Consider the following 26,996-nt stretch of genomic DNA (forward strand, 5'->3'; position numbering starts at 1 on the left):
GTCGGCGACGAACCAAGCACCAATAATAAGGTATGGAACGTTTATCCTGCTAGTGAGAGTCTGGGTAACGGTAGATATAATGACTCTACGACATCTGAAAGGACATGGTCGTAAGTATTGAAGATGGTCAATGACAAGTCCGATGTGACGCCATAAAGCTCTGCTTCTGTTAAGTCGACATGACTCCCTGTCACGTATTCATTTAGCGTCTGTATTGAGCGCGTGGAAGCAGGAGAGGTAATGCTAAGTGGAGCGATAACCGCTAGTTGGTTTAGCTTACGCATCATGACCGATGCATAATTTTTGAAACGCTCATTTCCGCCTTGCTCTCCTAAATCTTGAATGCTGATTCGTAACTGAGTCAGGGTCTCCAAGCTATCCATAATGTTTTGCCAGTTCATGTGATACTCATTATGCAAGTCATCTCTTTGCTCAACCGCTAGCCATGCGATGGTTACTTCATCCATCAAAAACAAGCAATGACGAATCAACTTACCATGCTCCATCTGGTTTCTTGCAACACTATGGGCATCCCATTGTTCAAGTAGTTTCCCTACTTTAATCTGTAATACGCGATACATGGGTTTGTTTTCAAACCGTGAGGTTTCGACTAAAAGATGCAGCTTGTTAGTCAGAGCATCATGAAGAGCGTCCAATTTTTGTTGATCGTTTTGTTGGAATTGAAGCGAGTAGTGAGTAGCAGCTCGGTGGTGTCTCAGAAGGTGAACAACATCTCGCAACAATGTTAACAGCTGATATTTGCGCGCATGTTGCTGCTCTCGTTTAGAAGATAAGTGATATATTCCAGCTAAAATAGCGATGGACAATAGTGTGGAAATCAAAACAAACATAACCAACTCCTTGTTAGTGTTTGGACCTAACAAGGAAGATTGCAGTTTTGATGCCACTAATTAAATTCTATTAAAACAGTAATTTAGGATTGTGATGGGAGAGGTGCTGTACAAGTTTGGTGCACAAATTCCCCAAAAGTGTGAATTCAGTCAAAAAAAGTCCCCGCTGAACTGGCGAGGACTTTTTAAATTTGATTGTAAAGCTACAACTTACATTACGCGCATGCCAGGTTGAGCGCCTTCGTGTGGCTCAAGGATCCACAGGTCACTACCACCAGGGCCTGCCGCTAGGATCATACCTTCAGACATACCAAACTTCATCTTACGAGGTTTTAGGTTTGCTACCATTACCGTTAGCTTGCCTTCTAGCTCTTCAGGTTTGTAAGCTGACTTGATGCCAGAGAATACCTGACGAGTTTCACCACCGATGTCCAATTGGAACTTAAGCAGTTTGTTGGCTTTTGGTACTTCTTCACAAGAGATGATACGAGCGATACGCATATCTACTGCAGCAAAAGCATCGAACTCAATCTCTTCAGCGATTGGTTCTTTGTCTAGCTCGGTTTGGCTAGCCTTGTTCTTTTCCGCTTCAGCTTTCTCTTTCGCCGCCATTTCTACCGCCGCATCTTCTTTAGACGCTTCGATCATCGCTTCAACATTCTTCGGATCGATACGGTTGAACAGTGCTTTGAACTTAGTGATCTCGTGGCCTGTTAGTGGAGCAGCGATGTTTTCCCAAGTTAGCTCTTGGTTTAGGAACGCTTCAGTACGCGCAGCTAGCGATGGCATTACTGGTTTCAGGTAAGTCATCAGTACGCGGAACAGGTTGATACCGACAGAACAGATGTCTTGTAGTTCCTGATCTTTGCCTTCTTCTTTTGCTACAACCCACGGTGCTTTTTCATCAACGTATTGGTTAGCTTTGTCTGCCAATGCCGTGATTTCACGGATTGCACGACCAAACTCACGCGTTTCGTAAAGCTCAGCGATACGGTCAGCAGCAGCAACAAATTCGTTGTAAAGTTCAGGCTCTGCAAAGTTGTCAGACAGTTTGCCTTCAAAACGTTTCGCGATGAAACCTGCGTTACGAGATGCCAGGTTAACGATCTTGTTAACAACGTCAGCGTTTACGCGCTGAGTGAAGTCTTCAAGGTTAAGATCTAGATCATCGATACGGCTGTTTAGCTTCGCAGCGTAGTAGTAACGTAGACACTCAGGGTCTAGGTGCTCTAGGTAAGTGCTTGCTTTTACGAACGTACCTTTAGACTTCGACATTTTCGCGCCGTTTACGGTTACGTAACCGTGTACGAATACGTTGTTAGGCTTGCGGAAGCCAGAACCTTCTAGCATTGCTGGCCAAAATAGGCTGTGGAAGTAAACGATGTCTTTACCGATGAAGTGGTACAGCTCTGCTGAGCTGTCTTTTTTCCAATACTCGTCGAAATCTAGGTCGTCGCGCTTGTCACATAGATTTTTGAAAGAGCCCATGTAGCCGATAGGCGCGTCTAGCCACACGTAGAAGAATTTGTTTTTCTCACCAGGGATCTCGAAGCCAAAGTATGGTGCGTCACGTGAGATATCCCATTGCTGCAAACCAGATTCGAACCATTCTTGCATTTTGTTCGCTGTTTCAGCTTGTAGCGAGCCAGAGCGAGTCCACTCTTTTAGCATGCTTTCAAACTGAGGCAGGTCGAAGAAGAAGTGCTCTGAATCTTTCATTACTGGCGTCGCACCAGAAACCGCAGATTTAGGATTGATCAGTTCTGTTGGGCTGTAAGTCTCACCACAGTTGTCACAGTTGTCACCGTACTGGTCTTCAGACTTACATTTTGGACAGGTACCTTTTACGAAACGGTCCGGTAAGAACATCTCTTTTTCTGGATCGAACAGCTGAGAGATAGTGCGGCTAGAGATAAAGCCATTTTTCTTCAACTCAAGATAAATGTGTGACGCTAGCTCACGGTTCTCATCTGAGTGTGTGCTGTGGTAGTTATCAAAGCTGATATCAAATCCAGCGAAGTCTTTTTGGTGCTCTTCGCTAACTGCGGCAATCATTTCTTCAGGAGTAATACCCATCTGTTGCGCTTTAAGCATGATTGGCGTGCCGTGAGCATCGTCAGCACAGATGAAGTTTACAGTGTTGCCGCGTAGGCGTTGGTAACGAACCCAAATGTCCGCTTGGATATGCTCAAGCATATGACCAAGGTGGATCGAACCGTTAGCGTACGGAAGGGCACAAGTTACCAGCATTTTCCTTGACGGAAAGTTTTTTGGATCGTTTGCCATACTTAATATTCGCTTTTCTTGATAGGTATAAATAAATTTTGATGGATAATACTACCCCATGAACTGACTAACTCCAAGGTGTCAAACTGCGGAATGCCTTAGTTTTTTTGGGGTTCTGGTTGAGCCTGGACGGTGGTAGCATGACATCTAAAAGGAGGGCTTATGCATCAGTTCACTTCAAAACAAGATTTTTGTCACTGGTTTAACCAATTCCAACATCTACATTTGGTGGAAAACTGGGCAGATATTCATGGCGCAATTTCGATTACGACACAGGGTTCTATTGATATAACGTTGCCATTCGCAAGTAATGAGCTTCAAACCGTACTGCATGACTGGATCAAACAGCAGCAAGCCTCGGGTAAAGTGGCTGAATTCCCATTTAATATTCGCCTTGGAGTTAAAGCTTTAGAAACTCAAGTGGCTAACTCGGTTAAGGGTGTTAAGAACATCATTGCCGTCAGTTCTGCGAAAGGTGGCGTTGGTAAATCTACTACCGCAGTTAACTTAGCGTTGGCGATTGCTCAATCTGGGGCGAAAGTGGGATTGTTGGATGCAGATATCTATGGTCCGTCTGTACCTATGATGTTGGGGCAAGAAGATGCTAAACCAGAAGTTCGTGATGGCAAGTGGATGGAACCCATTTTTGCTCACGGCATCTATACTCATTCTATCGGTTATTTGGTGGATAAATCAGAAGCGGCGATATGGCGCGGTCCAATGGCTTCAAAAGCATTGTCGCAGTTATTAACTGAAACAGATTGGCCAGATTTGGATTATTTGGTGATTGATATGCCGCCAGGTACAGGGGATATTCAATTGACTCTGTCACAACAAATTCCGGTAACAGGTAGCGTGCTAGTCACAACACCGCAAGATTTAGCCCTTGCCGATGCAAGGAAGGGAGCGGCAATGTTTAACAAAGTCCATGTCCCGGTTATTGGTGTTGTGGAAAACATGAGTTATCACATTTGTAGTCAATGTGGCGCGAAAGAGCATATTTTTGGTATGGGCGGAGCTGAAAAAATGTCGCAAGAATTTGGCTTAGCATTGTTAGGACAAATTCCGCTTCATATCTCTATGAGAGAAGATATTGACGCTGGCGTGCCAACGGTAGCAAGACGCCCAGAAAGTGAGCATGCAGGGTATTATAAGCAACTTGCCGATCGCGTATGTAGCACGATGTTTTGGCAAGGCAAAGCAAAACCAGATGCGATTAGCTTTACAATGGTGAACTAAGTTTACTATGCCTGTTGGTTGATAATTGCACATTTTAACGTTTGCTCGGAGGTTAATCCTCTGAGCAGGCAGAAACTTATGACTAAACCCTAATTCCAACTAGTAACTATGGGGTGAACTCCCTATAATCAGGCAGTTTATCTTTTTATGTGACTAGAAATCATCATCGGGTGCAAACTAATGTCTGATAATAATCAATGCGTCATCGTAGGTATTGCTGGCGCTTCTGCTTCTGGAAAAAGTCTGATCGCGAGCACTATTTATAATGAGCTTCGCGCGAAAGTAGGCGATCATCAAATCGGTGTCATCACGGAAGATTGCTACTACAACGACCAAAGCCACCTAAGCATGGAAGAGCGAGTAAAGACGAACTATGATCACCCGAGTGCGTTGGACCACGACCTACTGTGTGAGCACCTAGAAAAATTGGTACGTGGTGAAGCAGTAGAAGTGCCTGAGTACAGCTACACTGAGCACACAAGAACAATTAACACCACCACAATGACACCTAAAAAGGTGATCATTCTAGAAGGTATCCTTCTTCTTACAGACCCTCGTCTTCGTGATTTGATGCATGCGACAGTATTTATGGACACACCGTTAGATATTTGCTTGCTTCGCCGTGTTAAGCGTGATGTGGAAGAACGAGGCCGAACTATGGAGTCTGTTCTTAAGCAATACCAACAAACAGTACGTCCGATGTTCATGCAGTTTATCGAACCTTCTAAGCAATATGCGGACATTATTGTTCCTCGCGGTGGTAAAAACCGTATCGCAATTGATGTATTAAAAGCTCACATTGCAAGACTTTTGAAAGCTTAAGCCTATAGACGGCTATATCGCTTTATTTTTAGGAGAAGAAGTGGCACCTTAAGTGCCACTTCTTTTTTTGTTTTTAAATTAGTCAGTTGCAGGTTAAAACCAGACACTTTTCACGCTTTTGTGGAACTGTCAGCGGCAAATGGAGTCTGCGCTTATAATTGTAAAAACACTCGAGCAAGGAAAAACAAATGAAGAAACTGCTCTTAATTCTAGCAATACCGATTGTGGTCATTTTGGTCGCAATTTTAGCGTTAACCATCTTCGTCAATCCGAATCAGTTTAAACCCCTTATTGTTGAGCAAGCGCAAAAGCAAACGGGATTAGAGTTGGTGATTGAAGGGGATATCAGTTGGCAATTTTTCCCATCAATTGGCTTTGAGTTGGGACATACAGAATTGCGAAACCCACAAGGCTTTAGTAAACCCAATTTATTCAAAGTTGATACCGTTGGTGTAGACATCTCTGTTATGCCACTTTTTAGTCAACAGCTTGAAATTGGAAACGTCACGCTTGATGGTGCTGAGTTCTACATTGAAACCAAGAAAGATGGCAGCAAGAATATTGATGCATTGACGAAAGCCCAAACACAACAAGCAGAACAAGAGAGCAATGCTGCGCCTACGCAAAATGGTGAAACGCAAACTTCTGGTTCTGATTGGAGTATTAATCTTGCTGGCGTTACGGTTTCTAACGGTTCATTAGAAATGCAGGATAAGCAAGCCGGTAGTTACACCAAACTTTATGATATTTCATTAAACCTTTCCGAATTCGCTTTTGACAACTGGACAACGGCTGATTTTGGCGTGAAGGGCGAAATGAACGACCAAAAGTTCACCGCGAAAGGTCAGGCAGACTTTAAGCTAGAAAAAGGTTTGGCAAACTACGCGCTAAAGAACATCAACTTTGATGCGACATACTCTGACCCTGCCAATAAAATTGAATCGGCAACGATCGGTTTAGACACGTTTGAATTCGATAAAGTAAATAACCTGACTTATGCCATTAAGGGTGTCGCTGGTGGTATGAAGTTAGATATGCAGGGTGCTGGTCAACTTAGCGTGGACAAGGCTATCAGCAAAGTACAGTTGGATAAGTTAACTCTTAAATCGACTTTTGAGGGTGATGCTTTACCTCAGTCCCCGATGAAAGTCGACATGGTGTCTGATCTGTCTTTCGACCTAACGAAAAACCATCTGAGTTTTGTTCTAGAGAAGTTAACAGCGAATGCTATCGCCCTAGATGGTAAGGCAGATGTGACACTCGGTGATATTCCTAAAGTACGCTTTGCTCTCCATAGCCCCAATATCGATCTTGATGAGTTTTTAGGGTTAGATAAGCAAGCTGCCGAAGGTAATAAGCCTGCTTCTGGTGGCGAGAGTGCTCCTGCCGGACCTGAGGTTGAGCCTGATTTGTCTGCGTTGAAAACGTTAGATGTAAAGGGTGACATTACCATCGACAAATTCAAAGCGGCAAATGCGAAGATGGAAGCGGTAAAAACGAGCTTCACTGTAAATCGTGGCGTGTTTGAGCTTACATCTTTTAGTTCGAAGTTGTACCAAGGCTCAATCTCAGCGACAGCGAAGTTAGATGCACGCCAATCACCAGCGACTTACAGTGTTAAAAAGTCAATCAAAGGCGTGAAAGTTCAACCGCTACTTATAGACGTTGCTGAAAACGACAAACTTGAAGGGACAGGTAACATTGATGTGAATGTTACAGGTAAGAGTCTCACGCCTACCGGTATCAAGAAGAATCTATCTGGTACGGTTGTTATCAATTTTGCTGACGGTGCGGTGAATGGCATCAACGTTGCTCAGTTGATTCGTGAAAACTATGCGAAATTTAAAGGGCAAAAAGTTGAAGGCACCAATGAAGCTAAGAAAACAGACTTCAGTGCGATGACGGCGACATTGAAACTCAACAAAGGTGTTGTATCAACGGATAATATGCAAGCTCAGTCTCCATTGTTACGTGTTCGTGGTAAAGGTACCGCAAACTACATTAATGAAACAGTCGACTTTACTATCAGCACGTCAGTTGTAGGCAGCCTAGAAGGCCAGGGCGGTAAAGATATAGATGAGCTGAAAGACATCACGATTCCAATCAATGTGTCTGGTAAGTGGGCAGAACCTAAATTCAAGCTCGTATTCGATGATGTTCTGAAGCAGAAAGCTCAGAAAGAAATCGATCGTGGCGTAGAGAAGCTAACGGACAAAATCAAAGACGAGAAAACCAAAGATGCGGTCGATGGTTTATTGAAGAATCTTTTCAACTAACCGTGCGTGAAAATCAAAAGGGTTGGCATTTTGCCAACCCTTTTTAAATTACTCTGCGAGTGTTACCAATCGACGCCTTTGAGGGCTTTTACGCCAGATTCAAATGCGTGCTTTACATTTTTCACTTCAGAAACGGTATCGGCCATTTCAATCAGGGTTCGATGTGCGCCACGCCCAGTAATAATAACCGACTGCATTTTAGGTCGGTTGCTCAGCGCTTCGACCACTTCGTCTAAGTCGATGTAGCCGTAGCTCACCATATAAGTTAGCTCGTCAAACAAGATGACATCGATAGAGTCGTCTTGCAGCATGCGCTTACATTCTTGCCATACGCCTTGCGCTGCTTCGGTATCAGCGGCTTTGTTTTGAGTTTCCCACGTAAAGCCGGTTGCCATTACTTGGAATTCAACGCCGAGTTTCTCAAGTAGGTTGCGCTCACCGTTGTCCCAAGTACCTTTAATAAACTGCGCGACAGCACAATTCAAACCATGACCCACTGCGCGTGCGATCGTACCGAATCCTGATGTCGATTTACCTTTACCATTTCCGGTAATGATCAGTAGCAGACCTTTTTCCTCTTGAGCAGCAGCGATTTTTGCGTCTACCTGTTCTTTGACTTTTTGTTGGCGAGCTTTATGGCGTGCTTCTTTATTTTCTTCGATAGACATAATACTTCCTCAATTCCTTTTCGTGCTGTGCCCAAGTTAATTTGGGTTCATTGATTTATCTCGCTATGATAGACCAACATATCGTGAAGAAAAACCACCGATAATTCAGGGAATAAAATGAAGAAAATACTTGTTGTTTGTATGGGAAACATTTGTCGGTCACCAACTGGAGAGGCAGTGTTAAGAGCGAAAGCTCAAAAGCTAGGCGTTGAAGTAGAGGTTGATTCGGCAGGTACAATTGGCTACCACGCAGGAAACCGACCGGATTCAAGAGCGATGGCAGCAGGAAAGCAGCGAGGTTATTCTTTTAAAGGAATGCAAGCGCGCCAAGTCACCATTGATGACTTTGAAAAGTTTGACCTTATATTAGCCGCAGATAAAGCAAATTTGGCCGATTTATTGGATATTTGTCCGTTGAAGTATCGACACAAAGTATCGTTATTTTTAAGTCATTCTGAGTCAGGTTACGACGAAGTCCCGGACCCATATTATGGTGGGGAAGATGGCTTTGAACTGGTGCTTGATTTAATCGAAGAGGCATCAGACGCAATTTTGAAGAAGCTATAATCGCCGTGCTTGAAGACAATAGAAAAAGGGATGAGCTCAGCTCATCCCTTTTTATTCGTGTTAACCCGCTAGTATGTCGGTTGCGACTTTGTAGCTTGGGTCTTCCTTCACGTTAATTTCAACCAAGCTGCCAGCTTTGTCCAAAAGTTTACGACAATCTGGGCTTAGGTGACGAAGGTGCAGCGTTTTACCTTGAGCATTGTAACGCTCAGCCAGTGTTTCAATGGCTTCAATTGCAGAGTGATCTGTCACGCGAGAGTCTGCAAAATCGACAATCACATCTTTTGGATCTTCAGGCGCGTTAAACAACTCCAGGAAGTTAGCCGCAGAGCCAAAGAAAATAGGGCCGTGAATCTTGTACTCTTTTGAACCTTCCTCGTTTAAGCACGTGTCGGCATAGATGTGCTTAGCGTGTTGCCATGCAAACATTAATGCAGAAACGATAACACCAACCGCTACGGCAACAGCAAGGTCAGTAAGAACAGTAACAACGGTCACAAGAACAATAACGAAGAAGTCTTGCTTCGGTACGCGGCGTGCTAGCTTAAATGTTGCCCATTCGAATGTACCAATGACAACCATGAACATCACACCAACCAGAGCAGCGAGTGGGATCATTTCAATTAGCGAAGAAGCGAATAAGATAAACATCAATAGAGCGATAGCCGCAACGATACCAGATAGACGGCCGCGACCACCTGAGTTTACGTTGATCATCGACTGACCAATCATCGCACAACCACCCATTGCGCCAAACACAGAACACGTCATGTTTGCCATACCTTGACCGATACATTCGCGGTTAGATTGACCACGAGTATTCGTCATCTCATCTAAAACTGTCAGTGTTAGTAGAGATTCAATTAGACCAATGGCCGCGAGAATGATCGCGTATGGAAGAATGATTTGTAGTGTCTCTAGTGTAAATGGTACCGCAGGAATAGAGAAGGTTGGTAGTGAACCTGCGAGTGTTGCAGCTTCATCACCAGACATTGTACGCAGGAAGTCAACAACAGTGCGAGTTTCCAGATCCAAGCCAACCACTAAAGCCGTCACCGTTACGATCGCAACAAGTGAAGAGGGTACAGCTGTTGTGATTTTTGGTAGAAAGTGAATGATTGCCATAGTCAGCGCAACCAAACCAAGCATTAGCAGCATCTGGTCTTGTGGTAGCCAAGTAAGCATGCCGTTGATGTCTGGCGCTTTAAACTGACCCAACTGAGCTAGGAAGATAACAATAGCCAGACCGTTCACAAAACCGATCATCACAGGGTGAGGTACGATACGGATGAACTTACCCAATTTAAACATACCAGCGGCAATTTGAAGAATACCAGCGAGCATGATGGCTGCGAATAGGTACTGGACACCGTGAGTCGCGACAAGCGAAACCATTACGACTGCCATGGCACCTGTTGCACCAGAGATCATGCCAGGACGACCACCGAAAATGGAAGTAATAAGACCAACGATGAATGCAGCGTAAAGACCGACCATCGGATCTACGCCTGCGACGAACGCAAATGCGACAGCTTCAGGAACCAATGCTAGCGCAACGGTTAAGCCTGATAGCACATCATTTTTTACGGAGTGCTTAGAAAATTGGGGAAATTCGAACATGTTTGTTTTTAAGTTCTCTTTGCAATGAGTTAAACCCGACACATATTCGTATTTGCACAAGCCACTGGAAGGTTGAATTTTAATCAAACATTGCAGTGTAAACCGTAGTATTAAAAGAGCAGCATCAGAATGGTGTCGAAAACTTGAGTCGGCGCATGCTACCGAAAAGTGTGATTAAGTTCAAGAATGATACGAATAATGGCGTACAAATGTGATCACGAATTGGTATTTATATGAACAATTTTTTGGGCAAATATGAAGATAAAAAAGGCTACCAGATGGTAGCCTTTAATTTATTTATGCCGTTAAGCAGTTGAACGTAATGATTTAGCCTAGTTAAAGTTAGGCTTTGTCATCTCTGCCGATGCACGGTTTTTAGCCACTTGGCTACCAGCACCTTTAGCTTGGTAACGTTCGGTTTTGAACGGTGCTGCTGCAACCGTGATTTCGCGTAGCTCTTGAGGGCCAGGTGCTTTCGTCATCGGTGCGCTAGCGTTTAGCTTAGCCGCAACTTTAATGGCTTCGACTTTAGGCTCTGGTTTATCTACTGGCGCTTCGGCCGGAATCTCTTTTTCTGCTTCAACGATAGGCTCTTCAGTAGGTGCCGTTTCTACAATGGCATCAACCGGTTCAGCATGTTCAGTTACAGGAGTTTCAACGATAGGCTCTACCGAGGCTGTTTCTATTACTGCTGATTCAGCTTTTTCTGTGATTACTGTTTCCACAGCAGGTGCTTCCACAACGGGTGCTTCTACTACTGGAGCTTCCACTTTCGCTTCAACGGTTTCTTGAACCTTGTGTTCAACAACTGGCGCATCTGTTACGACAGGCTGCTCGCGACGAATAATCACTTTACCCATTGCCATTTCTGGACAAGCAAAGCCACCTTGGATTGCAGGTACTGCTGCTACAGCTTCTTCCTTAACTCGCTCTTCCTTCTTAGGTGCTGGTTTCGGAATGTAACGTGGCATTACTTTACCCATAGCCATTTCAGGAGAAGCGACACCTCCCTTACGTAGGCGGAATGGGTTAGGGCGGCGATCACGGCCACGGCGACGACGCTGGCCGCTTGCACGCAGGTGACGTGGTGAACGACGATTACGACGTTGCTTAGACTCTGCTTGCTTGTTGTCTTGCTGTGCCTCTACCGCTGCTTCTGTTGGCTTTTCAACTTTAGCTTCAACCGTTTCTTGAGTCTTAACCGCTGTTTCTTCGGCTTTCTTCTCAATAGCTTCTTGGTCCTTAACGCGTACAGACTTGTTCAATTTGCGACGTTGGCGGCGCTCTTTCACTTTTTCTGCTTTCGCATTTTGCTGCTTCGGTTTGCTCTCTTCTGGTTTTGTTTCAGTACGAGCTTCCGCTGCTAGCTGCAGACCTTTTTCCGCTACTTTTGCGTTTGCTTTCTGCTCTTGGGCTTTATCAGCCTGTTGAGCTTTAGGTTTACGCTTTTGGTTACGGTTTTGCGGTTTATTTGTTTGTTGTTGAGCTTCGTTTTGCTCATTAGCCTGCTCATCACGAGGCTTACGACGACGTCGGTTATCGCGATTGTCGCGGTTATCACGATTATCACGCTGGTTGTTATTGCGACGACGATCGTTGCGATCACGTTTGTTACGTCGATTATCGCGATTTGGTTTTTTCTCTTCCTGAGGTTTCTGTTCTTCTTTTGTTTCTTCAGAACCACCGAATAGGAAGCTACCAAGTGCTTTAAACAGACGGCTGAACAATCCAGGTTTCTCTTCTTGTTCAACGTTTTGTTCTTTCTTCTTCGCCTCAGGAGCTGGTTTAGCTGCTGGTGCAGGTGCGGTTTGAGACGGAGCAGCAAAGCCTTTAAGAACTGGCTCTTCAATTCGTTTTGGTTTTACGTCAACTTCCGCTGGCTCTTTACCTTCTGCTTCTTTCATTGCTTCCAGTTTCTTAGGAAGTAAGTAAGAAATCAGATCGAACTCTTCGCCTTCACGAACACGGATAACTTCAAAGTGCGGTGTTTCCATATCAGAGTTAGGAACAACCGTAATTTTCACTTCTTGAATGCGTTCGATATGGTTTACTGAACGACGTTTTTCGTTCAATAAGTAAGAGGCGATTGGCACAGGTACGACTGCAAGTACTTGTGCTGTGTTGTCTTTTAGCGCTTCCTCTTCAATTAAACGAAGTACAGAAAGTGCTAGAGATTCGTTGTCGCGAACGACACCAGTTCCGCTACAGCGAGGACAGATGTGATGGCTTGCTTCTGCAAGAGAAGGGCTCAAGCGCTGGCGTGACATCTCCAACAAACCAAAGCGAGAAATACGACCGATTTGTACACGAGCGCGATCAAGACGAACGGCTTCACGTAGACGGTTTTCTACTTCTCGTTGGTGACGAACTGGGGTCATATCGATAAAGTCGATAACCACTAAGCCACCCAAGTCACGTAGACGTAATTGGCGAGCAATTTCGTCGGCTGCTTCTAGGTTCGTGTTTAGAGCTGTTTCTTCAATATCGCCGCCCTTGGTTGCACGAGCAGAGTTGATATCGATAGACGTTAGTGCTTCAGTCGGGTCAATAACAATAGAACCACCAGATGGCAGACGCACTTCACGTTGGAAAGCCGATTCAATTTGGCTTTCGATTTGGTAGTGGCTGAATAGTGGAACTTCGCCTTCATATTTCTTAACGCGGTTAAGGAAATCAGGGCGCACCAATTGAATGTGCTCTTTTGCACGTTCGTAGATGGTGTTGCTATCAATTAAGATTTCGCCAATATCACGACGCAAATAGTCACGGATTGCACGAACGATAACGTTACTTTCTTGGTGGATTAAGAATGGAGCAGGGTTAGAGTCCGCTGCACCTTTGATTGCACCCCAGTGGTTAAGTAGTACATTCAAATCCCACTCAAGCTCTTCAGCACTCTTGCCAACGCCAGCAGTACGTACGATTAGGCCCATGCCCTGAGGCAGTTCCAAAGTACTTAATGCGGCTTTTAGTTGAGTACGCTCGTCACCTTCGATTCGACGAGAAATACCGCCAGCACGAGGGTTGTTAGGCATCAGAACAAGGTAACTACCAGCAAGAGAAATGAAAGTAGTAAGAGCTGCGCCCTTGCTTCCACGTTCTTCTTTTTCCACTTGAACGATAACTTCTTGGCCTTCCGTTAGCACTTCTTTGATGCTTGGACGACCTTGGTAGGTGTAACCTTCAGGGAAATATTCGCGGGCAATTTCTTTGAGAGGGAGGAAACCGTGACGCTCGGCGCCGTAATCAACAAATGCGGCTTCTAAGCTTGGTTCGATACGTGTGATACGTCCTTTGTAGATATTCGCTTTTTTAGATTCATGACCTGGACTCTCGATATCAAGATCGAAAAGTCGCTGGCCATCAACCAGAGCGACACGCAACTCTTCTTTTTGAGTTGCGTTAATTAACATTCTTTTCATTGAAAATTCTCGTTGTCTTTTCTTTTATATCTTTCTTGTCGACTTGCCACTGTTTTTTCGCTCTTTCACGGTGCCTGATCCCATGGCTTGTATTTTGCAGCCTCCCGGCTGGAAGGGGATGCTCTCGGGCACTTCAGTCATCACAAGCCTCTTGTGGTTTCTGTTGGAAACGTAGACTTGTGACCCGCTATTTGGGCGGTAGGTACTCAACGTGAATATGCGAGGAGTAGGGTGGCAAGAGTGTTGAATTCGATGTGTCTCACGCCAATGCTGCACTCGACCTTCAACGATCTACTCACATTGCTTGAGGATAAATGATTGGTAATGAATAAAATGTAACCAAACCTTCCTTAGCAGCTGTGAACTATAGCAGTGCGCGTGGCTATCAGCAATCTGCTTTCACGCAAACGATAGAAAATTTGCCGCTAAACTCAAAATTTCTAATTTATAACAGGTTGTTTCATAAGCAATTGAGATGTGCAAACTGTTCAGGACAGAAAACAAATTGAGAACTTGATTGAGAGTTTTAATAATTTAAACAAAAGCTTGGCGAAATTTAGACCAGTATGTGCCACCGAGTGTTTCTTTTACGACAAGAATAATGTGAAGTCGCACGAAATTGAGTTTACAATACCGCCCATGAACGAAATAAGAACAAAAGTCCAGTTCGTCGACATTGACGAAGATATGGCGGGTCAGCGCATTGATAATTTTTTGCGCAACCAATTAAAAGACATTCCTAAAAGCATGATTTACCGAATTGTGCGTAAGGGCGAAGTGCGCGTAAATAAAAAGCGTATAAAAGCAGAGTACAAGTTAAAAGCAGGCGATCTCGTTCGTATTCCACCGGTGACCGTCGAGAAAAAAGATGACGATGTCGCACCAAGTACGAAACTTAACAAAGTCGCTGAGTTGGAAAATATGATTATCTTCGAAGATGATCATATGTTGATTCTAAACAAACCATCTGGCACCGCTGTGCATGGTGGCAGTGGTTTAAAGTTTGGTGCGATTGAAGCGCTTAGGGCTCTGCGTCCTCAAGCTCGCTTTCTTGAACTTGTGCATCGTATTGACCGTGATACTTCAGGGATTTTGCTGGTTGCTAAGAAGCGTTCTGCACTTCGTCACTTGCAAGCCCAGTTTCGTGAAAAGACAGTAAAGAAGTTTTACTTAGCTCTTGTCATGGGGCAATGGAAAAGCAGTTGTAAGGTTGTGAACGCGCCACTGCTCAAAAACGAAGTGAACAGTATTGTTCGTGTTAACCCTAATGGTAAGCCGTCAGAAACGCGTTTTAAGATTTTGGAAAAGTTCGAACAAGCTACATTGATTCAGGCGAGTCCGATTACTGGTCGAACTCACCAAATACGAGTTCATACGCAATACACTGGTCACCCAATCGCTTGGGATGATCGCTACGGTGATCGTCGCTTTGATGCTTACACAGGTCAAGTTGGTTTAGATCGTTTGTTCCTACACGCGGCAAACATCAAGTTCCAACACCCATCAAATGATGAGTGGATGGAAATCAACGCACCGATGGAACCGAAACTAGAAAAAGTGTTGGCGGGTTTAAGAAACGCGTAACCATGTTTTCCTCGCGGATGCAAAAGGGAGCCTGTGGCTCCCTTTTATCGTATTTGGGTTAAAGGACATCGAGTCCTTGAACATGCAACATATCAATCAAATCAATCAATGGTAGTCCGACAAGTGTGTTCGGGTCTTTACCGACTAATTTCGTAAACAAGCAAATTCCCATGCCTTCGCTTTTAAAGCTGCCTGCGCAGTAAAAAGGTTCTTCCCTGTCGACGTAGCGTTCGATTTGTTCAAGTGTTAAATCTCTAAAGTGCACCTCGAAAGAATCAAAGCCGACTTCTGTATGGTTTGTGACGGTGTTATGTACCGCAAGACCAGTATAGAAAGTGATGACTTTTCCACTTTGAGCCAAAAGTTGATTTATCGCGTTATCTCTATTTAAAGGCTTGCCAACGATTTCACCATTAATGACACAAACTTGGTCACTGCCGATAACTAAACTTGCTTTATCCGTCTGGCAAGATATTGCTTTCTCTTGGGCCAGTCTCTGTACAAGTTCAGTTGGCGTTTCTTGGTCAAAAGGTGTTTCATCGCAATCAGGTGGTAAACAAACGAATGGTAGTGAGAGCTTTTCAAGCAGTTGTTTACGAAAAGGGGAAGTTGAGGCTAAAACCAGTTGGTAATTTTTCATTTTGAATTACAATTCGTGGGAGCATTTCCAATAGGATAATCGATCAAAAATGATTCTGGCTAATGCTCTGTATGTTAAGCGTAAAAAAGTACAACTTTTTTGCCTTTTTCTTTGACTAATTTTGATTTGGAAGATAATATTCGCGCCCTATGCAAAAGGTAAAAATACCGCGAACGGTTGACCCAGCTAAAGCTGCACAGAAACGATTGGATTACGATGGCATCATCCAAGCTAGTCTTTTCAAGCGCTTAGTGGAAACAACTGAAGGCGTAAAACGCGACGCAGAAGTCTCATTGTCATTTGGGATGGATGAACAGCGACTCGTTGTTATCTCTGGTAAAGCTAACATCGAAGTCGATTTAGAGTGTCAGCGTTGTAATGAGGTATTCGCACATGAGTGCGAAGTTGAATTCCTTTCTACTCCTTACTACGGTGAGAAAACAGAACAGGAAGCACCAGAAGTTTATGATTTGGTAGATCTAAATGAATATGGTGAATTAGACCTCATACAACTTGTTGAAGACGAGTTCATCTTAGCATTACCTCAAATTGCGATGCACGATGAAGCGGATTGTAGCGTTGATTCAAATAACATGGTTTTTGGTGAGATTCCTGAAGAAATTGAGGAAGAAAAACCGAATCCATTCGACGTTTTGAAAAGTCTGAAAAAGTAATAGGTGTGGTAGCCGATTCTTCTTCAGGTTTTTAACCCAATAGTATAGGAGTAGGGTCAATGGCCGTACAGAAAAACCGTAAAACTCGTTCTAAGCGCGGTATGCGTCGTTCACACGATGCGCTAACTACAGCTGCTCTATCTGTAGACGCGACTTCTGGTGAAACTCACCTACGCCACAACGTAACTGCTGAAGGTTACTACCGTGGTCAAAAGGTTATCAACAAGTAAGGTTGAACCTTTGCAAAGTATTACCGTTGCACTTGATGCAATGGGCGGGGATTTCGGTCCACGCGTAACAGTGCCTGCCGCCGTGCAGGCACTGTCTCATTTCCCAGAGCTAAAAGTGATTCTTATTGGTGATCAATCTCTGATCACGTCTCAATTATCTCAACTCGGTACCTCGACCAGTTCCCGCTTGACTATTCTTCACAGCGAGAAAGTTATCTCGAACTCAGAAAAACCTTCATTGGCGTTACGTAATAGCCAAAATAGCTCTATGCGTATGGCTATCGATTTGGTTTCTGAGCAGAAAGCGGATGCTTGTGTTAGTGGTGGCAACACCGGTGCATTAATGGCACTATCGCGTTTCATTCTTAAGTTACTTCCTGGCATTGAACGTCCTGCTTTAGTTTCCGCTTTACCGACGATTACCGGAAAGCGCACTTGGATGCTAGATCTGGGGGCGAATGTATCGTGCGATGCTGATAGCTTGTTCCAATTTGCTGTAATGGGCAGTGCATTAGCTGAAGAACACTTGGGTCGTCCTCCTCGCGTTGCTGTGCTCAATATTGGCGCAGAAGAGATTAAAGGTAACGATTTAGTCAAACGTTGCGCAGAAATGCTTTCTCAGACCGATGCGATTAACTTTGTCGGTTATATTGAAGGTAATCAAATTTTGCATGATGTTGCTGACGTCATTGTTTGTGATGGATTTGTCGGCAACGTATGCTTGAAAGCCAGTGAGGGAACAGCTCAACTTTTTATCGAAAAAATTAAAACCAGCATAATGGCATCAACGATAAAGGGTTGGATAGCTAGAAAGTTGTTTTCTAGGCTGTTTAATGAACTAAAAACACTGAACCCCGACCAGTATAACGGCGCAAGTTTGCTAGGATTGCGCGGCATTGTCATAAAAAGCCATGGAAGTGCGGATGTATCTGCGATTGTCAATGCACTTGGCGAGGCAGTACACGAGGTCAAACGACAAGTACCAAGCCGTATTAGCGATCGTTTGGAAGCGGTTTTACTCGAGAGGCATTATTAGTCTTCATGTATAGCAAAATTTTAGGTACTGGCAGCTACCTGCCATCTCAGGTGCGTACAAACGCAGATCTAGAGAAAATGGTAGATACAAGTGATGAGTGGATCGTTGCTCGCACGGGTATTAAAGAGCGTCGAATTGCTGCAGAAAACGAAACTGTAGCAGACATGGCATTCTACGCAGCTGAAAACGCTATCGATATGGCGGGTATTGATAAAAACGATATCGACCTGATTATCGTAGCCACAACGAGCAGTAGCCATACTTTCCCTTCATCTGCGTGTCAGGTGCAGGCAAAGCTTGGCATTAAAGGTTGTCCAGCTTTTGACTTAGCCGCTGCTTGTTCTGGTTTTGTGTACGCATTATCTGTTGCAGACCAACATATCAAATCTGGTATGTGCAAAAACGTACTTGTGATTGGTTCAGATGCTTTGTCTAAAACGTGTGATCCGACAGACCGTTCAACCATTATCCTATTTGGTGATGGTGCCGGAGCCGTTGTCGTAGGCGCTAGCCAAGAGCCTGGCATTATCTCTACGCATATCTACGCGGATGGCCAATTTGGTGATTTATTAAGTCTACCTGTACCAGAGCGTGGTAAAGATGTTGATAAATGGCTTCATATGGCTGGTAACGAAGTATTCAAAGTTGCGGTAACTCAACTGTCTAAACTCGTTAAAGATACGCTTGAAGCAAACGATATGCACAAGTCTGAGCTAGACTGGCTAGTGCCGCACCAAGCGAACTACCGTATTATTTCAGCGACGGCGAAAAAACTGTCAATGTCACTAGACCAAGTTGTTGTCACATTAGACAGACACGGTAACACGTCGGCAGCAACAGTTCCGACAGCGCTTGATGAAGCGGTTCGTGATGGCCGTATTAAGCGTGGACAAACGTTGCTACTTGAAGCATTCGGTGGCGGTTTCACATGGGGCTCTGCTCTGGTGAAATTCTAAGTTTCGCGAGAATTCAAAATTTAAGGTGCACTCACGTGCATCTTATTTCTTTTTACATTGCTTAAAGGAAAACAACATGAGCAAGTTTGCTATCGTATTTCCAGGTCAAGGTTCTCAAGCTGTAGGTATGCTTGCTGATCTAGGCGAACAATATGACGTAGTAAAACAAACATTTGCAGAAGCATCTGACGCACTAGGTTACGATCTATGGGCGCTTGTTCAAAATGGCCCTGCTGAAGATCTAAACCAAACTTTCCGTACTCAGCCTGCATTGCTTGCTTCTTCTGTCGCTATTTGGCGCGTATGGCAAGAGCTTGGTCTAGAACAACCAGCAAACCTAGCCGGTCACAGCCTAGGTGAGTACTCAGCACTTGTATGTGCGGGTGTTATTGACTTTAAAGAAGCCATCAAGCTGGTTGAATTACGTGGTCAACTTATGCAAGAAGCAGTACCAGCTGGTACTGGCGCAATGTACGCGATTATCGGTTTGGCTGATGATGCGATTGCAAAAGCGTGTGAAGACGCAGCGCAAGGCGAAGTGGTCTCTCCAGTAAACTTTAACTCGCCTGGTCAAGTCGTTATCGCTGGTAGCAAAGACGCAGTAGAGCGAGCTGGTGCGCTATGTAAAGAAGCTGGTGCGAAGCGTGCGCTTCCTCTTCCTGTTTCAGTACCTTCACACTGTGCACTTATGAAGCCAGCAGCGGAAAAACTTGCTGTAGCTCTTGAGTCTATCGAATTTAACTCACCACAGCTGCCAGTTATCAACAACGTTGATGTGGTTGCTGAGACAGATCCTGCAAAAATCAAAGATGCGCTTGTTCGTCAGCTACATAGCCCAGTTCGTTGGACTGAAACAGTTGAACTGATGCACGAACAAGGCGTAGAAAATCTTCTTGAGCTTGGCCCTGGTAAAGTTTTAACAGGTCTAACAAAACGTATCGTGAAAACGCTAACTGCAGCAGCAGTGAATGATATCGCATCGCTAGACGCTGCGAAGTAATCCATCAAGCGATAAATTTGCGATAAGAAAAGGAAACACAACATGATGAATCTAGAAGGTAAGATCGCGCTAGTTACCGGCGCAAGCCGTGGTATTGGCCGCGCGATCGCGGAACTTCTTGTCGAGCGAGGTGCTACGGTTATCGGTACTGCTACTTCTGAAAGTGGTGCGGCTGCTATCAGCGAGTATCTTGGTGATAACGGTAAAGGCTTAGCGCTTAACGTGACTGATGTCGAGTCTATCGAAGCGACATTAAAAACGATCAACGAAGAATTTGGTGTGATCGATATTCTGGTGAATAACGCTGGTATTACTCGTGACAACCTATTGATGCGCATGAAAGATGATGAGTGGAACGACATCATCGATACCAACCTAACGCCTATCTACCGCATGTCTAAAGCGGTTTTACGCGGTATGATGAAAAAACGTGCGGGTCGTATCATCAACGTAGGCTCTGTTGTTGGTACCATGGGTAATGCTGGTCAAACTAACTACGCAGCAGCGAAAGCGGGCGTGATTGGTTTTACTAAATCAATGGCTCGTGAAGTTGCGTCTCGTGGTGTAACAGTGAACACTGTTGCTCCTGGTTTCATCGAAACTGACATGACTAAGGCGCTAAATGATGACCAACGTGCGGCAACTTTGTCGAACGTGCCAGCAGGTCGTTTAGGTGACCCACGTGAAATTGCATCAGCAGTAGTTTTCCTTGCTTCTCCTGAAGCAGCGTACATTACTGGTGAAACTTTGCATGTAAATGGTGGCATGTACATGGTTTAATGCGACAGTTTATGCAAAATAAGCTATTTTACATTGTGAAAAATAGCCTATAGTTGCAGTTAACTGTCATGAACTTGTCATGCTTATGCGCAAGATTTGTGCATGATTTAAGTCAAAAATGTATTGAAATTCGGTTAAATTCGCTAATTTTGTGGTTTGACCAGCAAGGACCCCCTTGCAACTTTCAATAGTTCGAATAAACTACGGAATCATCGCATTAGGCGAAATCTGTAAAGGAAAAGAAAAATGAGCAACATCGAAGAACGCGTAAAGAAAATCATTGTTGAACAGCTAGGTGTAGACGAAGCAGAAGTTAAAAACGAAGCTTCTTTCGTTGACGATCTAGGTGCTGATTCTCTAGACACTGTAGAACTAGTTATGGCTCTAGAAGAGGAATTCGACACTGAGATTCCTGACGAAGAAGCTGAGAAGATCACTACTGTTCAAGCTGCAATCGACTACGTAAACAGCGCTCAGTAATTAGCTCTCCCAGGCGGTCTCCTAGACCGCCTGTGTTCTTTCTAACTTCTTCTATCCTCTCATAGAAATATTCAATTCCCGGAGAATTATATCGTGTCCAAGCGTCGTGTAGTTGTCACTGGCATGGGTATGTTGTCACCGGTAGGCAACACAGTAGAATCATCTTGGAAAGCCCTGCTAGAAGGTCAAAGTGGTATCGTAAATATCGAGCACTTTGATACTACGAACTTCTCAACTCGTTTTGCAGGTCTTGTTAAAGATTTCGATTGCACAGAGTACATGTCTAAAAAAGATGCTCGTAAGATGGACCTTTTCATCCAGTACGGCATTGCAGCGGGTATTCAAGCTCTTGATAACTCTGGCTTACAAATTACCGAAGAAAATGCGGCTCGAGTTGGTGTTGCTATCGGCTCAGGCATTGGCGGTCTTGACCTTATCGAAACTGGCCATACTGCATTAGTAGACAAAGGCCCTCGCAAAGTTAGCCCATTTTTTGTTCCTTCGACCATTGTAAACATGGTTGCAGGTAACCTATCTATCATGCGTGGTCTTCGTGGTCCAAATATCGCGATTTCTACCGCATGTACTACTGGCCTGCATAATATCGGCCATGCAGCACGTATGATTGCCTACGGCGATGCAGATGCGATGGTTGCTGGTGGTGCAGAAAAAGCTTCTACGCCTCTTGGCATGGCTGGCTTCGGTGCAGCTAAAGCGCTATCTACTCGTAATGAAGAGCCTCAAAAAGCGTCTCGCCCATGGGATAAAGGCCGTGATGGTTTTGTTCTAGGTGATGGTGCTGGCATGATGGTGCTTGAAGAGTACGAACACGCAAAAGCACGTGGCGCGAAGATTTACGCAGAACTGGTTGGTTTTGGTATGTCTGGTGATGCTTACCACATGACATCTCCAAGCGAAGACGGCTCTGGTGGTGCACTTGCGATGGAAGCGGCGATGCGTGACGCTAACATCACAGGTACTCAAGTAGGTTATGTGAATGCTCACGGTACTTCTACTCCAGCAGGTGATGTTGCAGAAATCAAAGGCGTGAAACGTGCTCTTGGTGAAGAAGGTGCGAAGCAAGTTCTTGTGTCTTCAACTAAGTCGATGACGGGGCACCTATTAGGTGCTGCTGGCTCTGTTGAAGCAATTATCACGGTTATGTCTTTGGTTGACCAAATTGTTCCGCCAACCATTAACCTTGATGATCCAGAAGAAGGTCTAGACATCGACCTTGTGCCGCATACAGCGCGCAAAGTTGAAGGTATGGAGTACGCTATCTGTAACTCGTTTGGCTTTGGTGGTACAAACGGTTCTTTGATCTTCAAAAAGTTCGCTGAGTAACGCTATCTAACCTAATTTAGATAAGCGAAACTTGTATTCTAACGGCTCGATGCTTAGCATTGAGCCGTTTTGTTTTATTTGTTGTCTGCTAATTTGAAGGTACGTGAATGTTTTGGGTAAATGGAGTTCCGCAAACGCATGTAGAGCTAGGTGATCGCTCATTCCAATACGGTGATGGAGGCTTTACCACCATCCTGACCCAAAATGGAGAGTTGGTTTACTGGCAGGAACATACTGAGCGCATGAGTGCTTGCCTTGACGCTTTGAAGATCTCTTCACCTGACTGGAAAGTTGTGCATGATTGGGCAAGCAAAGCGGTTTTATCTGACGCACGAGCGGGGGTGAAGATTCACGTTAGCCGCGGTATTGGCGGGCGAGGGTATAGCCCTAATGGGATTAAAGGCCCTATCGTGACGATTTCCAATTTTGCATTTCCTTCTCATTATTCATCTTGGCAAGAACAAGGTGTGGACTTGGGCGTTTGTAATACTCGTCTAGGGATTCAACCTTTACTTGCGGGACATAAGCACAACAACCGTTTAGAGCAGATTCTCGCCAAGGCTGAAATCGACAATACAGAGTTTGCAGATGCAATAACGTTAAATGTGCAAAACCATGTCATTGAAACTACAATGGCCAACCTTTTTTGGGTTAAAGGTAATAAAGTATTTACGCCGGAGCTGACCTTATCAGGCGTTACGGGCGTAATGCGTCGTAAGGTGCTTGAGTTACTTAAAGTAAGTCATATTGAAGTCATCGAGGGGCGTTTTATACTTCCAGATTTGCTGAGTGCTGACGAGGCTTTCATGTGTAACTCAATATTAGGTGTCGCACCTATTAGCAGCATAGTGACATCGAACTCTAAGACTATATTTCCGATAGGAAAATTGACTCAACGACTGCAAGGGAATTTAACTACGTGATTAAAAAACTGTTGGCTTTTGTTGTGCTGATCGCAGTGATAGGTGCAGCAGCTGTTTTTTATATAATTTCACAGGCTAAACAATACGTTGAAAAGCCTATTCTATTGGAACAACCTCAGCTGTTTACTGTAGAAAGTGGTACAAGCTTTCATCATGTCATGCGCGCCTTAGTTGAAGATGAGGTGATTGAAACATCGGAGTACATCCGTTTAATTCCTCACTTATATCCAGAATTGTTGCAGGTGCGAGCGGGTACTTACCAACTTGAGCCTGGTATGTCGCTTTCGCAAACATTGGAGCATCTGAATACTGGAAAAGAATACCAGTTTGCGATCACTTTTGTTGAAGGCAGCCGCTTTTCTGAATGGGTAGATCAACTAAAAAGTGCTCCTTATTTAAAGCATGATTTAACCGATCTTTCAGAAAAAGAAATGGCTGCGAAGCTCGGAATTGAGAGAGAAAAGCTAGAAGGGTTGTTTTTAGCAGAAACCTACCATTACACAGCGGGTGCGAGTGAAAGCCAGTTATTAAAACGAGCGCATCGAAAACTCAATAAAATACTGGATGATAGCTGGGAAGCTCGTCAAGAAAAGCTGCCATTACAGGACAAATATGAAGCCTTGATTCTCGCGTCTATCATAGAGAAAGAGACGGCTATTGATTCTGAGCGTGAGCGCGTCGCTTCTGTGTTTATCAACCGATTGAACAAACGCATGCGGTTACAAACTGATCCGACAGTTATTTATGGTATGGGTGACGCCTACGATGGCAACATTCGTAAGAAAGATTTGCGTACGCCGACACCATATAACACCTATACCATCAATGGTTTGCCACCAACACCGATTGCGATGGCTGGTGAAGCTTCCATTGAAGCGGCTTTGAATCCAGAAAGCAGCAACTATTTATATTTTGTAGCAAGTGGAAAGGGCGGACATGTATTTTCGAAATCCCTTGCTGAGCACAACCGTGCTGTTCGTGCCTATTTAAGAGAACTAAGAAAGAACAAATGATGAAAGCAAACTTTATTGTCGTTGAAGGCCTAGAAGGCGCGGGTAAAAGCACTGCGATTAAAACCGTTTTAGATACGCTAAAAGCGGCCGGTATTGAGGATATCGTAAATACCCGTGAGCCAGGAGGCACACCGCTAGCAGAAAAAATGCGCGCTCTGGTGAAAGAAGAGCACGAAGGCGAAGAACTTAAGGACATGACGGAGTTGCTTCTTCTGTACGCTGCACGTGTTCAGTTGGTTGAGAACGTGATCAAACCAGCTTTGGAAAACGGTCAGTGGGTGGTTGGTGACCGACACGATATGTCGTCGCAAGCTTATCAAGGTGGTGGCCGTCAGATTGACGCATCGTTAATGAAAAATCTCCGGGATACAACGCTTGGTGATTTTAAACCTGCTCTCACTCTCTATATGGATATTGACCCTCGTGTTGGGCTTGAGCGTGCACGTGGGCGTGGTGAGTTAGATCGTATAGAGAAGATGGATATTAGTTTCTTCGAGCGTACACGTGAGCGTTATTTGGAGATTGCTCATGCCGATCCTTCCATCGTTATCATTAACGCAGAACAGACGATTGAAGGCGTGTCGCGTGATATTCGGGACGCTCTAAACGAGTGGCTAGCTCGTCAATAAGTGAAACGTAAATTTAGGTGACTCATGTTAAATGATTATCCATGGCTACAGCCAATATGGGATAACCTCAAAGTAGGGTTAGAGTCGGACAGAATACCAGGTGCGCTTTTATTACAAAGCGAGCAGGGCTTGGGCATCGAAAAACTTATCGAGTTTTTTAGCCAAGCACTTCTTTGCCAAAATTACGCGAGTGAAGCATGCGGTTTTTGTCATAGCTGCCAGCTAAATCAATCTCAAAACCACCCTGATTTACACTGGATCAAGCCAGAGAAAGAAGGAAAGGCGATAACGGTGGACCAAATTCGCGCTTGTAACCGTCTTGCTCAGGAATCATCTCAGCTTAATGGTTACCGCCTATTTGTAATAGAACCGGCGGACTCTATGAACGAGTCGGCATCGAATGCGCTGTTAAAGACGCTAGAAGAGCCTGGGGAAAAGTGCTTGTTTTTGCTCGTTACCCACAATCAGGAGCGTCTGCTCCCAACGATTCGTAGCCGTTGTCAACACTGGGTTGTTGCGCCTCCGTCAGCGGAACAAGCAATGCAATGGATGCACGAACAAGGGGCGAAGCAAGTTCCTGCTTATGCCTTAAAACTGAATATGGGCTCTCCAATAAAAACATTGGATGCGTTAAATAATGGTGAGCTCGAAGCTTACTTGGCTTTTGAACGCAGTTTTATTAAGGCAATGTCTTCGCCTGTTTCAGACGTTTCTGAGTGTGCTTCTTTAATCGCTAAACACTCAGAGCAATCACTAGACTGGGCATGGTATTTACTGACAGATGCTCAGAAAGCGCAGTTTGGTGTATCAGAAGCTCAAATGCTTCCGGGCGCGACAAAGTTTCAACCGGACAACTATAACGGTTTGTACTCATCAGCGAAGGCGCTGATGAACCTGAAAGCTCAGGTGCAAGCCTTTCCTGGCCTGAATCTTGAGCTACTATCAATGAATTGGTTAATTGAATCACGAGAGGCATTATGTTCGTAGATTCTCATTGTCATTTAGACAAATTGAATTACGACGATCTCCACATCAATGTGGAAGACGTTATTAACAAAGCTAAACAAGCAAACGTAACTGAACTACTTTCTGTTGGAGTAACGCTGGATTCTTTCCCGAAAATGATGGAAATGATCGAGCCTTATGACAATGTTTATGCTTCGTGCGGTGTGCACCCACTTGATGTTGAAAGCGACTTTTCGATGGACGTATTGCGCCACCATGCGTCGAATGCAAAAGTCGTCGCTATTGGCGAAACGGGTTTAGATTATCATTACAAGCCCGAAATGGCCGCGTTACAGAAAGAGCGCTTTGAGCAACACGTTGATCTTGCAGTGGAGCTCAACAAACCTTTAATTATCCATACCAGAAACGCACGTGCGGATACTCTAGATATTTTGCGTAAGGGTGGGGCAGAGAAATGTGGTGGTGTTATCCACTGTTTTACAGAAGATCTTCCATTTGCTGAAGCTGCACTGGAGCTGGGGTTTTATATTTCTATCTCGGGGATTGTTACTTTCCGTCAAGCTACAGAGTTAAAAGAAGTGGTGAAGACTCTACCTTTAGAGAAGCTTCTTATTGAGACAGATTCTCCTTACTTGGCTCCTGTCCCCCATCGTGGCAAAGAGAATCAACCCGCTTACGTTGTCGAAGTCGCTTCTTATATTGCGCAACTCAAATCGTGCTCTCTTTCTGAAGTGGCACAAAAAACCACCGAAAACTTCCGAAATCTTTTTTTGCGATGAAAAAATAATAAGAGCATAAAAAAGGAGCTTAGGCTCCTTTTTTGTTGATAAAAACAACAGATACGCTCACGAGTTTAATGTTTACTAAAAATGTTGATTTAATAACATTCAAAAATCACAAATGTAATTTTGTTACTAAAAATAACATTGAGGCGTATTTTATTTACGCCTTAAAATTAATTATATAAATAATTAATTCTTTATAAAACAG

General features: G+C 44.3%; 24 protein-coding genes. 18 read left to right on the top strand and 6 right to left on the bottom strand.

Going from position 1 to position 26,996, the window contains the following annotated elements; all coding sequences use genetic code 11:
• Nucleotides 1-41 precede the first annotated feature (41 nt).
• Both R7P64_RS10330 and metG read right to left on the bottom strand, forming a co-directional pair.
• Nucleotides 42-851, bottom strand: coding sequence for a hypothetical protein (locus R7P64_RS10330; RefSeq protein ID WP_262602151.1), 810 nt, complete (start codon nt 849-851; stop codon nt 42-44).
• Nucleotides 852-1,061: 210 nt separating this feature from the next.
• Nucleotides 1,062-3,137 (bottom strand): methionine--tRNA ligase, encoded by a 2,076-nt coding sequence (gene metG, locus R7P64_RS10335; protein WP_053306621.1) that lies wholly within the window; start codon nt 3,135-3,137, stop codon nt 1,062-1,064.
• A 162-nt stretch (nt 3,138-3,299) separates the two neighbouring features.
• On the opposite strand from metG, the gene apbC reads away from it, so the two are divergent.
• The 3 genes from apbC (at nt 3,300) to R7P64_RS10350 (ending at nt 7,474) form a co-directional block, all read left to right on the top strand.
• Complete coding sequence (apbC, locus tag R7P64_RS10340) at nt 3,300-4,376, top strand: iron-sulfur cluster carrier protein ApbC (protein WP_005387292.1); 1,077 nt, start codon at nt 3,300-3,302, stop codon at nt 4,374-4,376.
• Nucleotides 4,377-4,556: 180 nt separating this feature from the next.
• Nucleotides 4,557-5,198, top strand: coding sequence for a uridine kinase (gene udk, locus R7P64_RS10345; protein ID WP_005380833.1), 642 nt, complete (start codon nt 4,557-4,559; stop codon nt 5,196-5,198).
• Nucleotides 5,199-5,386: 188 nt separating this feature from the next.
• Nucleotides 5,387-7,474 carry an AsmA family protein gene (locus R7P64_RS10350; RefSeq protein ID WP_025767218.1) on the top strand — a complete coding sequence of 696 codons (2,088 nt, stop codon included), beginning with the start codon at nt 5,387-5,389 and terminating at the stop codon, nt 7,472-7,474.
• 62 nt (nt 7,475-7,536) lie between these two features.
• Here the strand turns inward: R7P64_RS10350 and cobO are convergent, their stop codons facing one another.
• Nucleotides 7,537-8,142, bottom strand: a complete 606-nt coding sequence (cobO, locus tag R7P64_RS10355; protein ID WP_005380837.1) for a cob(I)yrinic acid a,c-diamide adenosyltransferase — start codon at nt 8,140-8,142, stop codon at nt 7,537-7,539.
• A gap of 117 nt (nt 8,143-8,259) precedes the next feature.
• Between cobO and R7P64_RS10360 the strand changes: the two genes are divergently transcribed.
• Nucleotides 8,260-8,709, top strand: coding sequence for a low molecular weight protein-tyrosine-phosphatase (locus R7P64_RS10360; protein ID WP_025767219.1), 450 nt, complete (start codon nt 8,260-8,262; stop codon nt 8,707-8,709).
• A gap of 60 nt (nt 8,710-8,769) precedes the next feature.
• On the opposite strand, the gene R7P64_RS10365 is transcribed toward R7P64_RS10360, so the two are convergent.
• Both R7P64_RS10365 and rne read right to left on the bottom strand, forming a co-directional pair.
• Complete coding sequence (locus R7P64_RS10365) at nt 8,770-10,329, bottom strand: SulP family inorganic anion transporter (protein ID WP_005380840.1); 1,560 nt, start codon at nt 10,327-10,329, stop codon at nt 8,770-8,772.
• A gap of 332 nt (nt 10,330-10,661) precedes the next feature.
• Nucleotides 10,662-13,751, bottom strand: coding sequence for a ribonuclease E (gene rne, locus R7P64_RS10370; RefSeq protein WP_318123463.1), 3,090 nt, complete (start codon nt 13,749-13,751; stop codon nt 10,662-10,664).
• Nucleotides 13,752-14,390: 639 nt separating this feature from the next.
• On the opposite strand from rne, the gene rluC reads away from it, so the two are divergent.
• On the top strand, nt 14,391-15,335 hold the full coding sequence (gene rluC, locus R7P64_RS10375) for a 23S rRNA pseudouridine(955/2504/2580) synthase RluC (RefSeq protein ID WP_021033985.1): 945 nt from the start codon (nt 14,391-14,393) through the stop codon (nt 15,333-15,335).
• Nucleotides 15,336-15,393: 58 nt separating this feature from the next.
• Here rluC and R7P64_RS10380 read toward each other — a convergent pair whose 3' ends face one another.
• The gene (locus R7P64_RS10380) at nt 15,394-15,975 is read right to left on the bottom strand and encodes a Maf family protein (RefSeq protein WP_054729223.1); all 582 of its coding nucleotides are present in this window, start codon (nt 15,973-15,975) and stop codon (nt 15,394-15,396) included.
• Nucleotides 15,976-16,124: 149 nt separating this feature from the next.
• On the opposite strand from R7P64_RS10380, the gene yceD reads away from it, so the two are divergent.
• The 13 genes from yceD to R7P64_RS10445 all read left to right on the top strand — a co-directional run bounded on the left by yceD (nt 16,125) and on the right by R7P64_RS10445 (nt 26,785).
• Nucleotides 16,125-16,649, top strand: a complete 525-nt coding sequence (gene yceD, locus R7P64_RS10385; RefSeq protein ID WP_258656864.1) for a 23S rRNA accumulation protein YceD — start codon at nt 16,125-16,127, stop codon at nt 16,647-16,649.
• A 59-nt stretch (nt 16,650-16,708) separates the two neighbouring features.
• Complete coding sequence (gene rpmF / locus R7P64_RS10390; RefSeq protein ID WP_005396978.1) at nt 16,709-16,879, top strand: 50S ribosomal protein L32; 171 nt, start codon at nt 16,709-16,711, stop codon at nt 16,877-16,879.
• 10 nt (nt 16,880-16,889) lie between these two features.
• The gene (gene plsX / locus R7P64_RS10395; RefSeq protein ID WP_017633846.1) at nt 16,890-17,915 is read left to right on the top strand and encodes a phosphate acyltransferase PlsX; all 1,026 of its coding nucleotides are present in this window, start codon (nt 16,890-16,892) and stop codon (nt 17,913-17,915) included.
• Nucleotides 17,916-17,920: 5 nt separating this feature from the next.
• Nucleotides 17,921-18,871, top strand: a complete 951-nt coding sequence (locus tag R7P64_RS10400; protein ID WP_213876355.1) for a beta-ketoacyl-ACP synthase III — start codon at nt 17,921-17,923, stop codon at nt 18,869-18,871.
• Nucleotides 18,872-18,947: 76 nt separating this feature from the next.
• Nucleotides 18,948-19,871 (top strand): ACP S-malonyltransferase, encoded by a 924-nt coding sequence (gene fabD / locus R7P64_RS10405; RefSeq protein ID WP_318123467.1) that lies wholly within the window; start codon nt 18,948-18,950, stop codon nt 19,869-19,871.
• Between the two features lie 45 nt (nt 19,872-19,916).
• A complete protein-coding gene (gene fabG, locus R7P64_RS10410) occupies nt 19,917-20,651 on the top strand; it encodes a 3-oxoacyl-ACP reductase FabG (RefSeq protein ID WP_031781117.1) in 735 nt (244 codons plus the stop codon).
• A gap of 246 nt (nt 20,652-20,897) precedes the next feature.
• The gene (gene acpP, locus R7P64_RS10415; protein ID WP_004406112.1) at nt 20,898-21,131 is read left to right on the top strand and encodes an acyl carrier protein; all 234 of its coding nucleotides are present in this window, start codon (nt 20,898-20,900) and stop codon (nt 21,129-21,131) included.
• A 93-nt stretch (nt 21,132-21,224) separates the two neighbouring features.
• Nucleotides 21,225-22,475, top strand: a complete 1,251-nt coding sequence (fabF, locus tag R7P64_RS10420) for a beta-ketoacyl-ACP synthase II (RefSeq protein WP_005372948.1) — start codon at nt 21,225-21,227, stop codon at nt 22,473-22,475.
• A 107-nt stretch (nt 22,476-22,582) separates the two neighbouring features.
• The gene (gene pabC, locus R7P64_RS10425; protein WP_213876359.1) at nt 22,583-23,398 is read left to right on the top strand and encodes an aminodeoxychorismate lyase; all 816 of its coding nucleotides are present in this window, start codon (nt 22,583-22,585) and stop codon (nt 23,396-23,398) included.
• Nucleotides 23,395-24,411: an endolytic transglycosylase MltG gene (gene mltG, locus R7P64_RS10430; RefSeq protein ID WP_213876361.1), complete on the top strand. Its 1,017-nt coding sequence runs from the start codon at nt 23,395-23,397 to the stop codon at nt 24,409-24,411. The genes pabC and mltG overlap by 4 nt, the downstream gene beginning before the upstream one ends.
• Nucleotides 24,408-25,040 carry a dTMP kinase gene (gene tmk / locus R7P64_RS10435; RefSeq protein ID WP_005387350.1) on the top strand — a complete coding sequence of 211 codons (633 nt, stop codon included), beginning with the start codon at nt 24,408-24,410 and terminating at the stop codon, nt 25,038-25,040. The genes mltG and tmk overlap by 4 nt, the downstream gene beginning before the upstream one ends.
• 24 nt (nt 25,041-25,064) lie before the next feature.
• Nucleotides 25,065-26,027: a DNA polymerase III subunit delta' gene (locus R7P64_RS10440; protein ID WP_213876363.1), complete on the top strand. Its 963-nt coding sequence runs from the start codon at nt 25,065-25,067 to the stop codon at nt 26,025-26,027.
• Nucleotides 26,018-26,785 carry a TatD family hydrolase gene (locus R7P64_RS10445; protein ID WP_213876365.1) on the top strand — a complete coding sequence of 256 codons (768 nt, stop codon included), beginning with the start codon at nt 26,018-26,020 and terminating at the stop codon, nt 26,783-26,785. The genes R7P64_RS10440 and R7P64_RS10445 overlap by 10 nt, the downstream gene beginning before the upstream one ends.
• The last annotated feature ends 211 nt before the right edge of the window (nt 26,786-26,996 follow it).

Origin of the sequence: Vibrio sp. 2304, from assembly GCF_033339475.1 — a bacterium.
Classification (GTDB): domain Bacteria; phylum Pseudomonadota; class Gammaproteobacteria; order Enterobacterales; family Vibrionaceae; genus Vibrio; species Vibrio alginolyticus.

Excerpts from the sequence above, each read along its gene's own strand:
- R7P64_RS10330 (WP_262602151.1), bottom strand. The coding sequence starts at position 851 with ATGTTTGTTTTGATTTCCACACTATTGTCCATCGCTATTTTAGCTGGA.
- metG (WP_053306621.1), bottom strand. The coding sequence starts at position 3,137 with ATGGCAAACGATCCAAAAAACTTTCCGTCAAGGAAAATGCTGGTAACT.
- apbC (WP_005387292.1), top strand. The coding sequence starts at position 3,300 with ATGCATCAGTTCACTTCAAAACAAGATTTTTGTCACTGGTTTAACCAA.
- udk (WP_005380833.1), top strand. The coding sequence starts at position 4,557 with ATGTCTGATAATAATCAATGCGTCATCGTAGGTATTGCTGGCGCTTCT.
- R7P64_RS10350 (WP_025767218.1), top strand. The coding sequence starts at position 5,387 with ATGAAGAAACTGCTCTTAATTCTAGCAATACCGATTGTGGTCATTTTG.
- cobO (WP_005380837.1), bottom strand. The coding sequence starts at position 8,142 with ATGTCTATCGAAGAAAATAAAGAAGCACGCCATAAAGCTCGCCAACAA.
- R7P64_RS10360 (WP_025767219.1), top strand. The coding sequence starts at position 8,260 with ATGAAGAAAATACTTGTTGTTTGTATGGGAAACATTTGTCGGTCACCA.
- R7P64_RS10365 (WP_005380840.1), bottom strand. The coding sequence starts at position 10,329 with ATGTTCGAATTTCCCCAATTTTCTAAGCACTCCGTAAAAAATGATGTG.
- rne (WP_318123463.1), bottom strand. The coding sequence starts at position 13,751 with ATGAAAAGAATGTTAATTAACGCAACTCAAAAAGAAGAGTTGCGTGTC.
- rluC (WP_021033985.1), top strand. The coding sequence starts at position 14,391 with ATGAACGAAATAAGAACAAAAGTCCAGTTCGTCGACATTGACGAAGAT.
- R7P64_RS10380 (WP_054729223.1), bottom strand. The coding sequence starts at position 15,975 with ATGAAAAATTACCAACTGGTTTTAGCCTCAACTTCCCCTTTTCGTAAA.
- yceD (WP_258656864.1), top strand. The coding sequence starts at position 16,125 with ATGCAAAAGGTAAAAATACCGCGAACGGTTGACCCAGCTAAAGCTGCA.
- rpmF (WP_005396978.1), top strand. The coding sequence starts at position 16,709 with ATGGCCGTACAGAAAAACCGTAAAACTCGTTCTAAGCGCGGTATGCGT.
- R7P64_RS10400 (WP_213876355.1), top strand. The coding sequence starts at position 17,921 with ATGTATAGCAAAATTTTAGGTACTGGCAGCTACCTGCCATCTCAGGTG.
- fabD (WP_318123467.1), top strand. The coding sequence starts at position 18,948 with ATGAGCAAGTTTGCTATCGTATTTCCAGGTCAAGGTTCTCAAGCTGTA.
- fabG (WP_031781117.1), top strand. The coding sequence starts at position 19,917 with ATGAATCTAGAAGGTAAGATCGCGCTAGTTACCGGCGCAAGCCGTGGT.
- acpP (WP_004406112.1), top strand. The coding sequence starts at position 20,898 with ATGAGCAACATCGAAGAACGCGTAAAGAAAATCATTGTTGAACAGCTA.
- pabC (WP_213876359.1), top strand. The coding sequence starts at position 22,583 with ATGTTTTGGGTAAATGGAGTTCCGCAAACGCATGTAGAGCTAGGTGAT.
- tmk (WP_005387350.1), top strand. The coding sequence starts at position 24,408 with ATGATGAAAGCAAACTTTATTGTCGTTGAAGGCCTAGAAGGCGCGGGT.
- R7P64_RS10440 (WP_213876363.1), top strand. The coding sequence starts at position 25,065 with ATGTTAAATGATTATCCATGGCTACAGCCAATATGGGATAACCTCAAA.
- R7P64_RS10445 (WP_213876365.1), top strand. The coding sequence starts at position 26,018 with ATGTTCGTAGATTCTCATTGTCATTTAGACAAATTGAATTACGACGAT.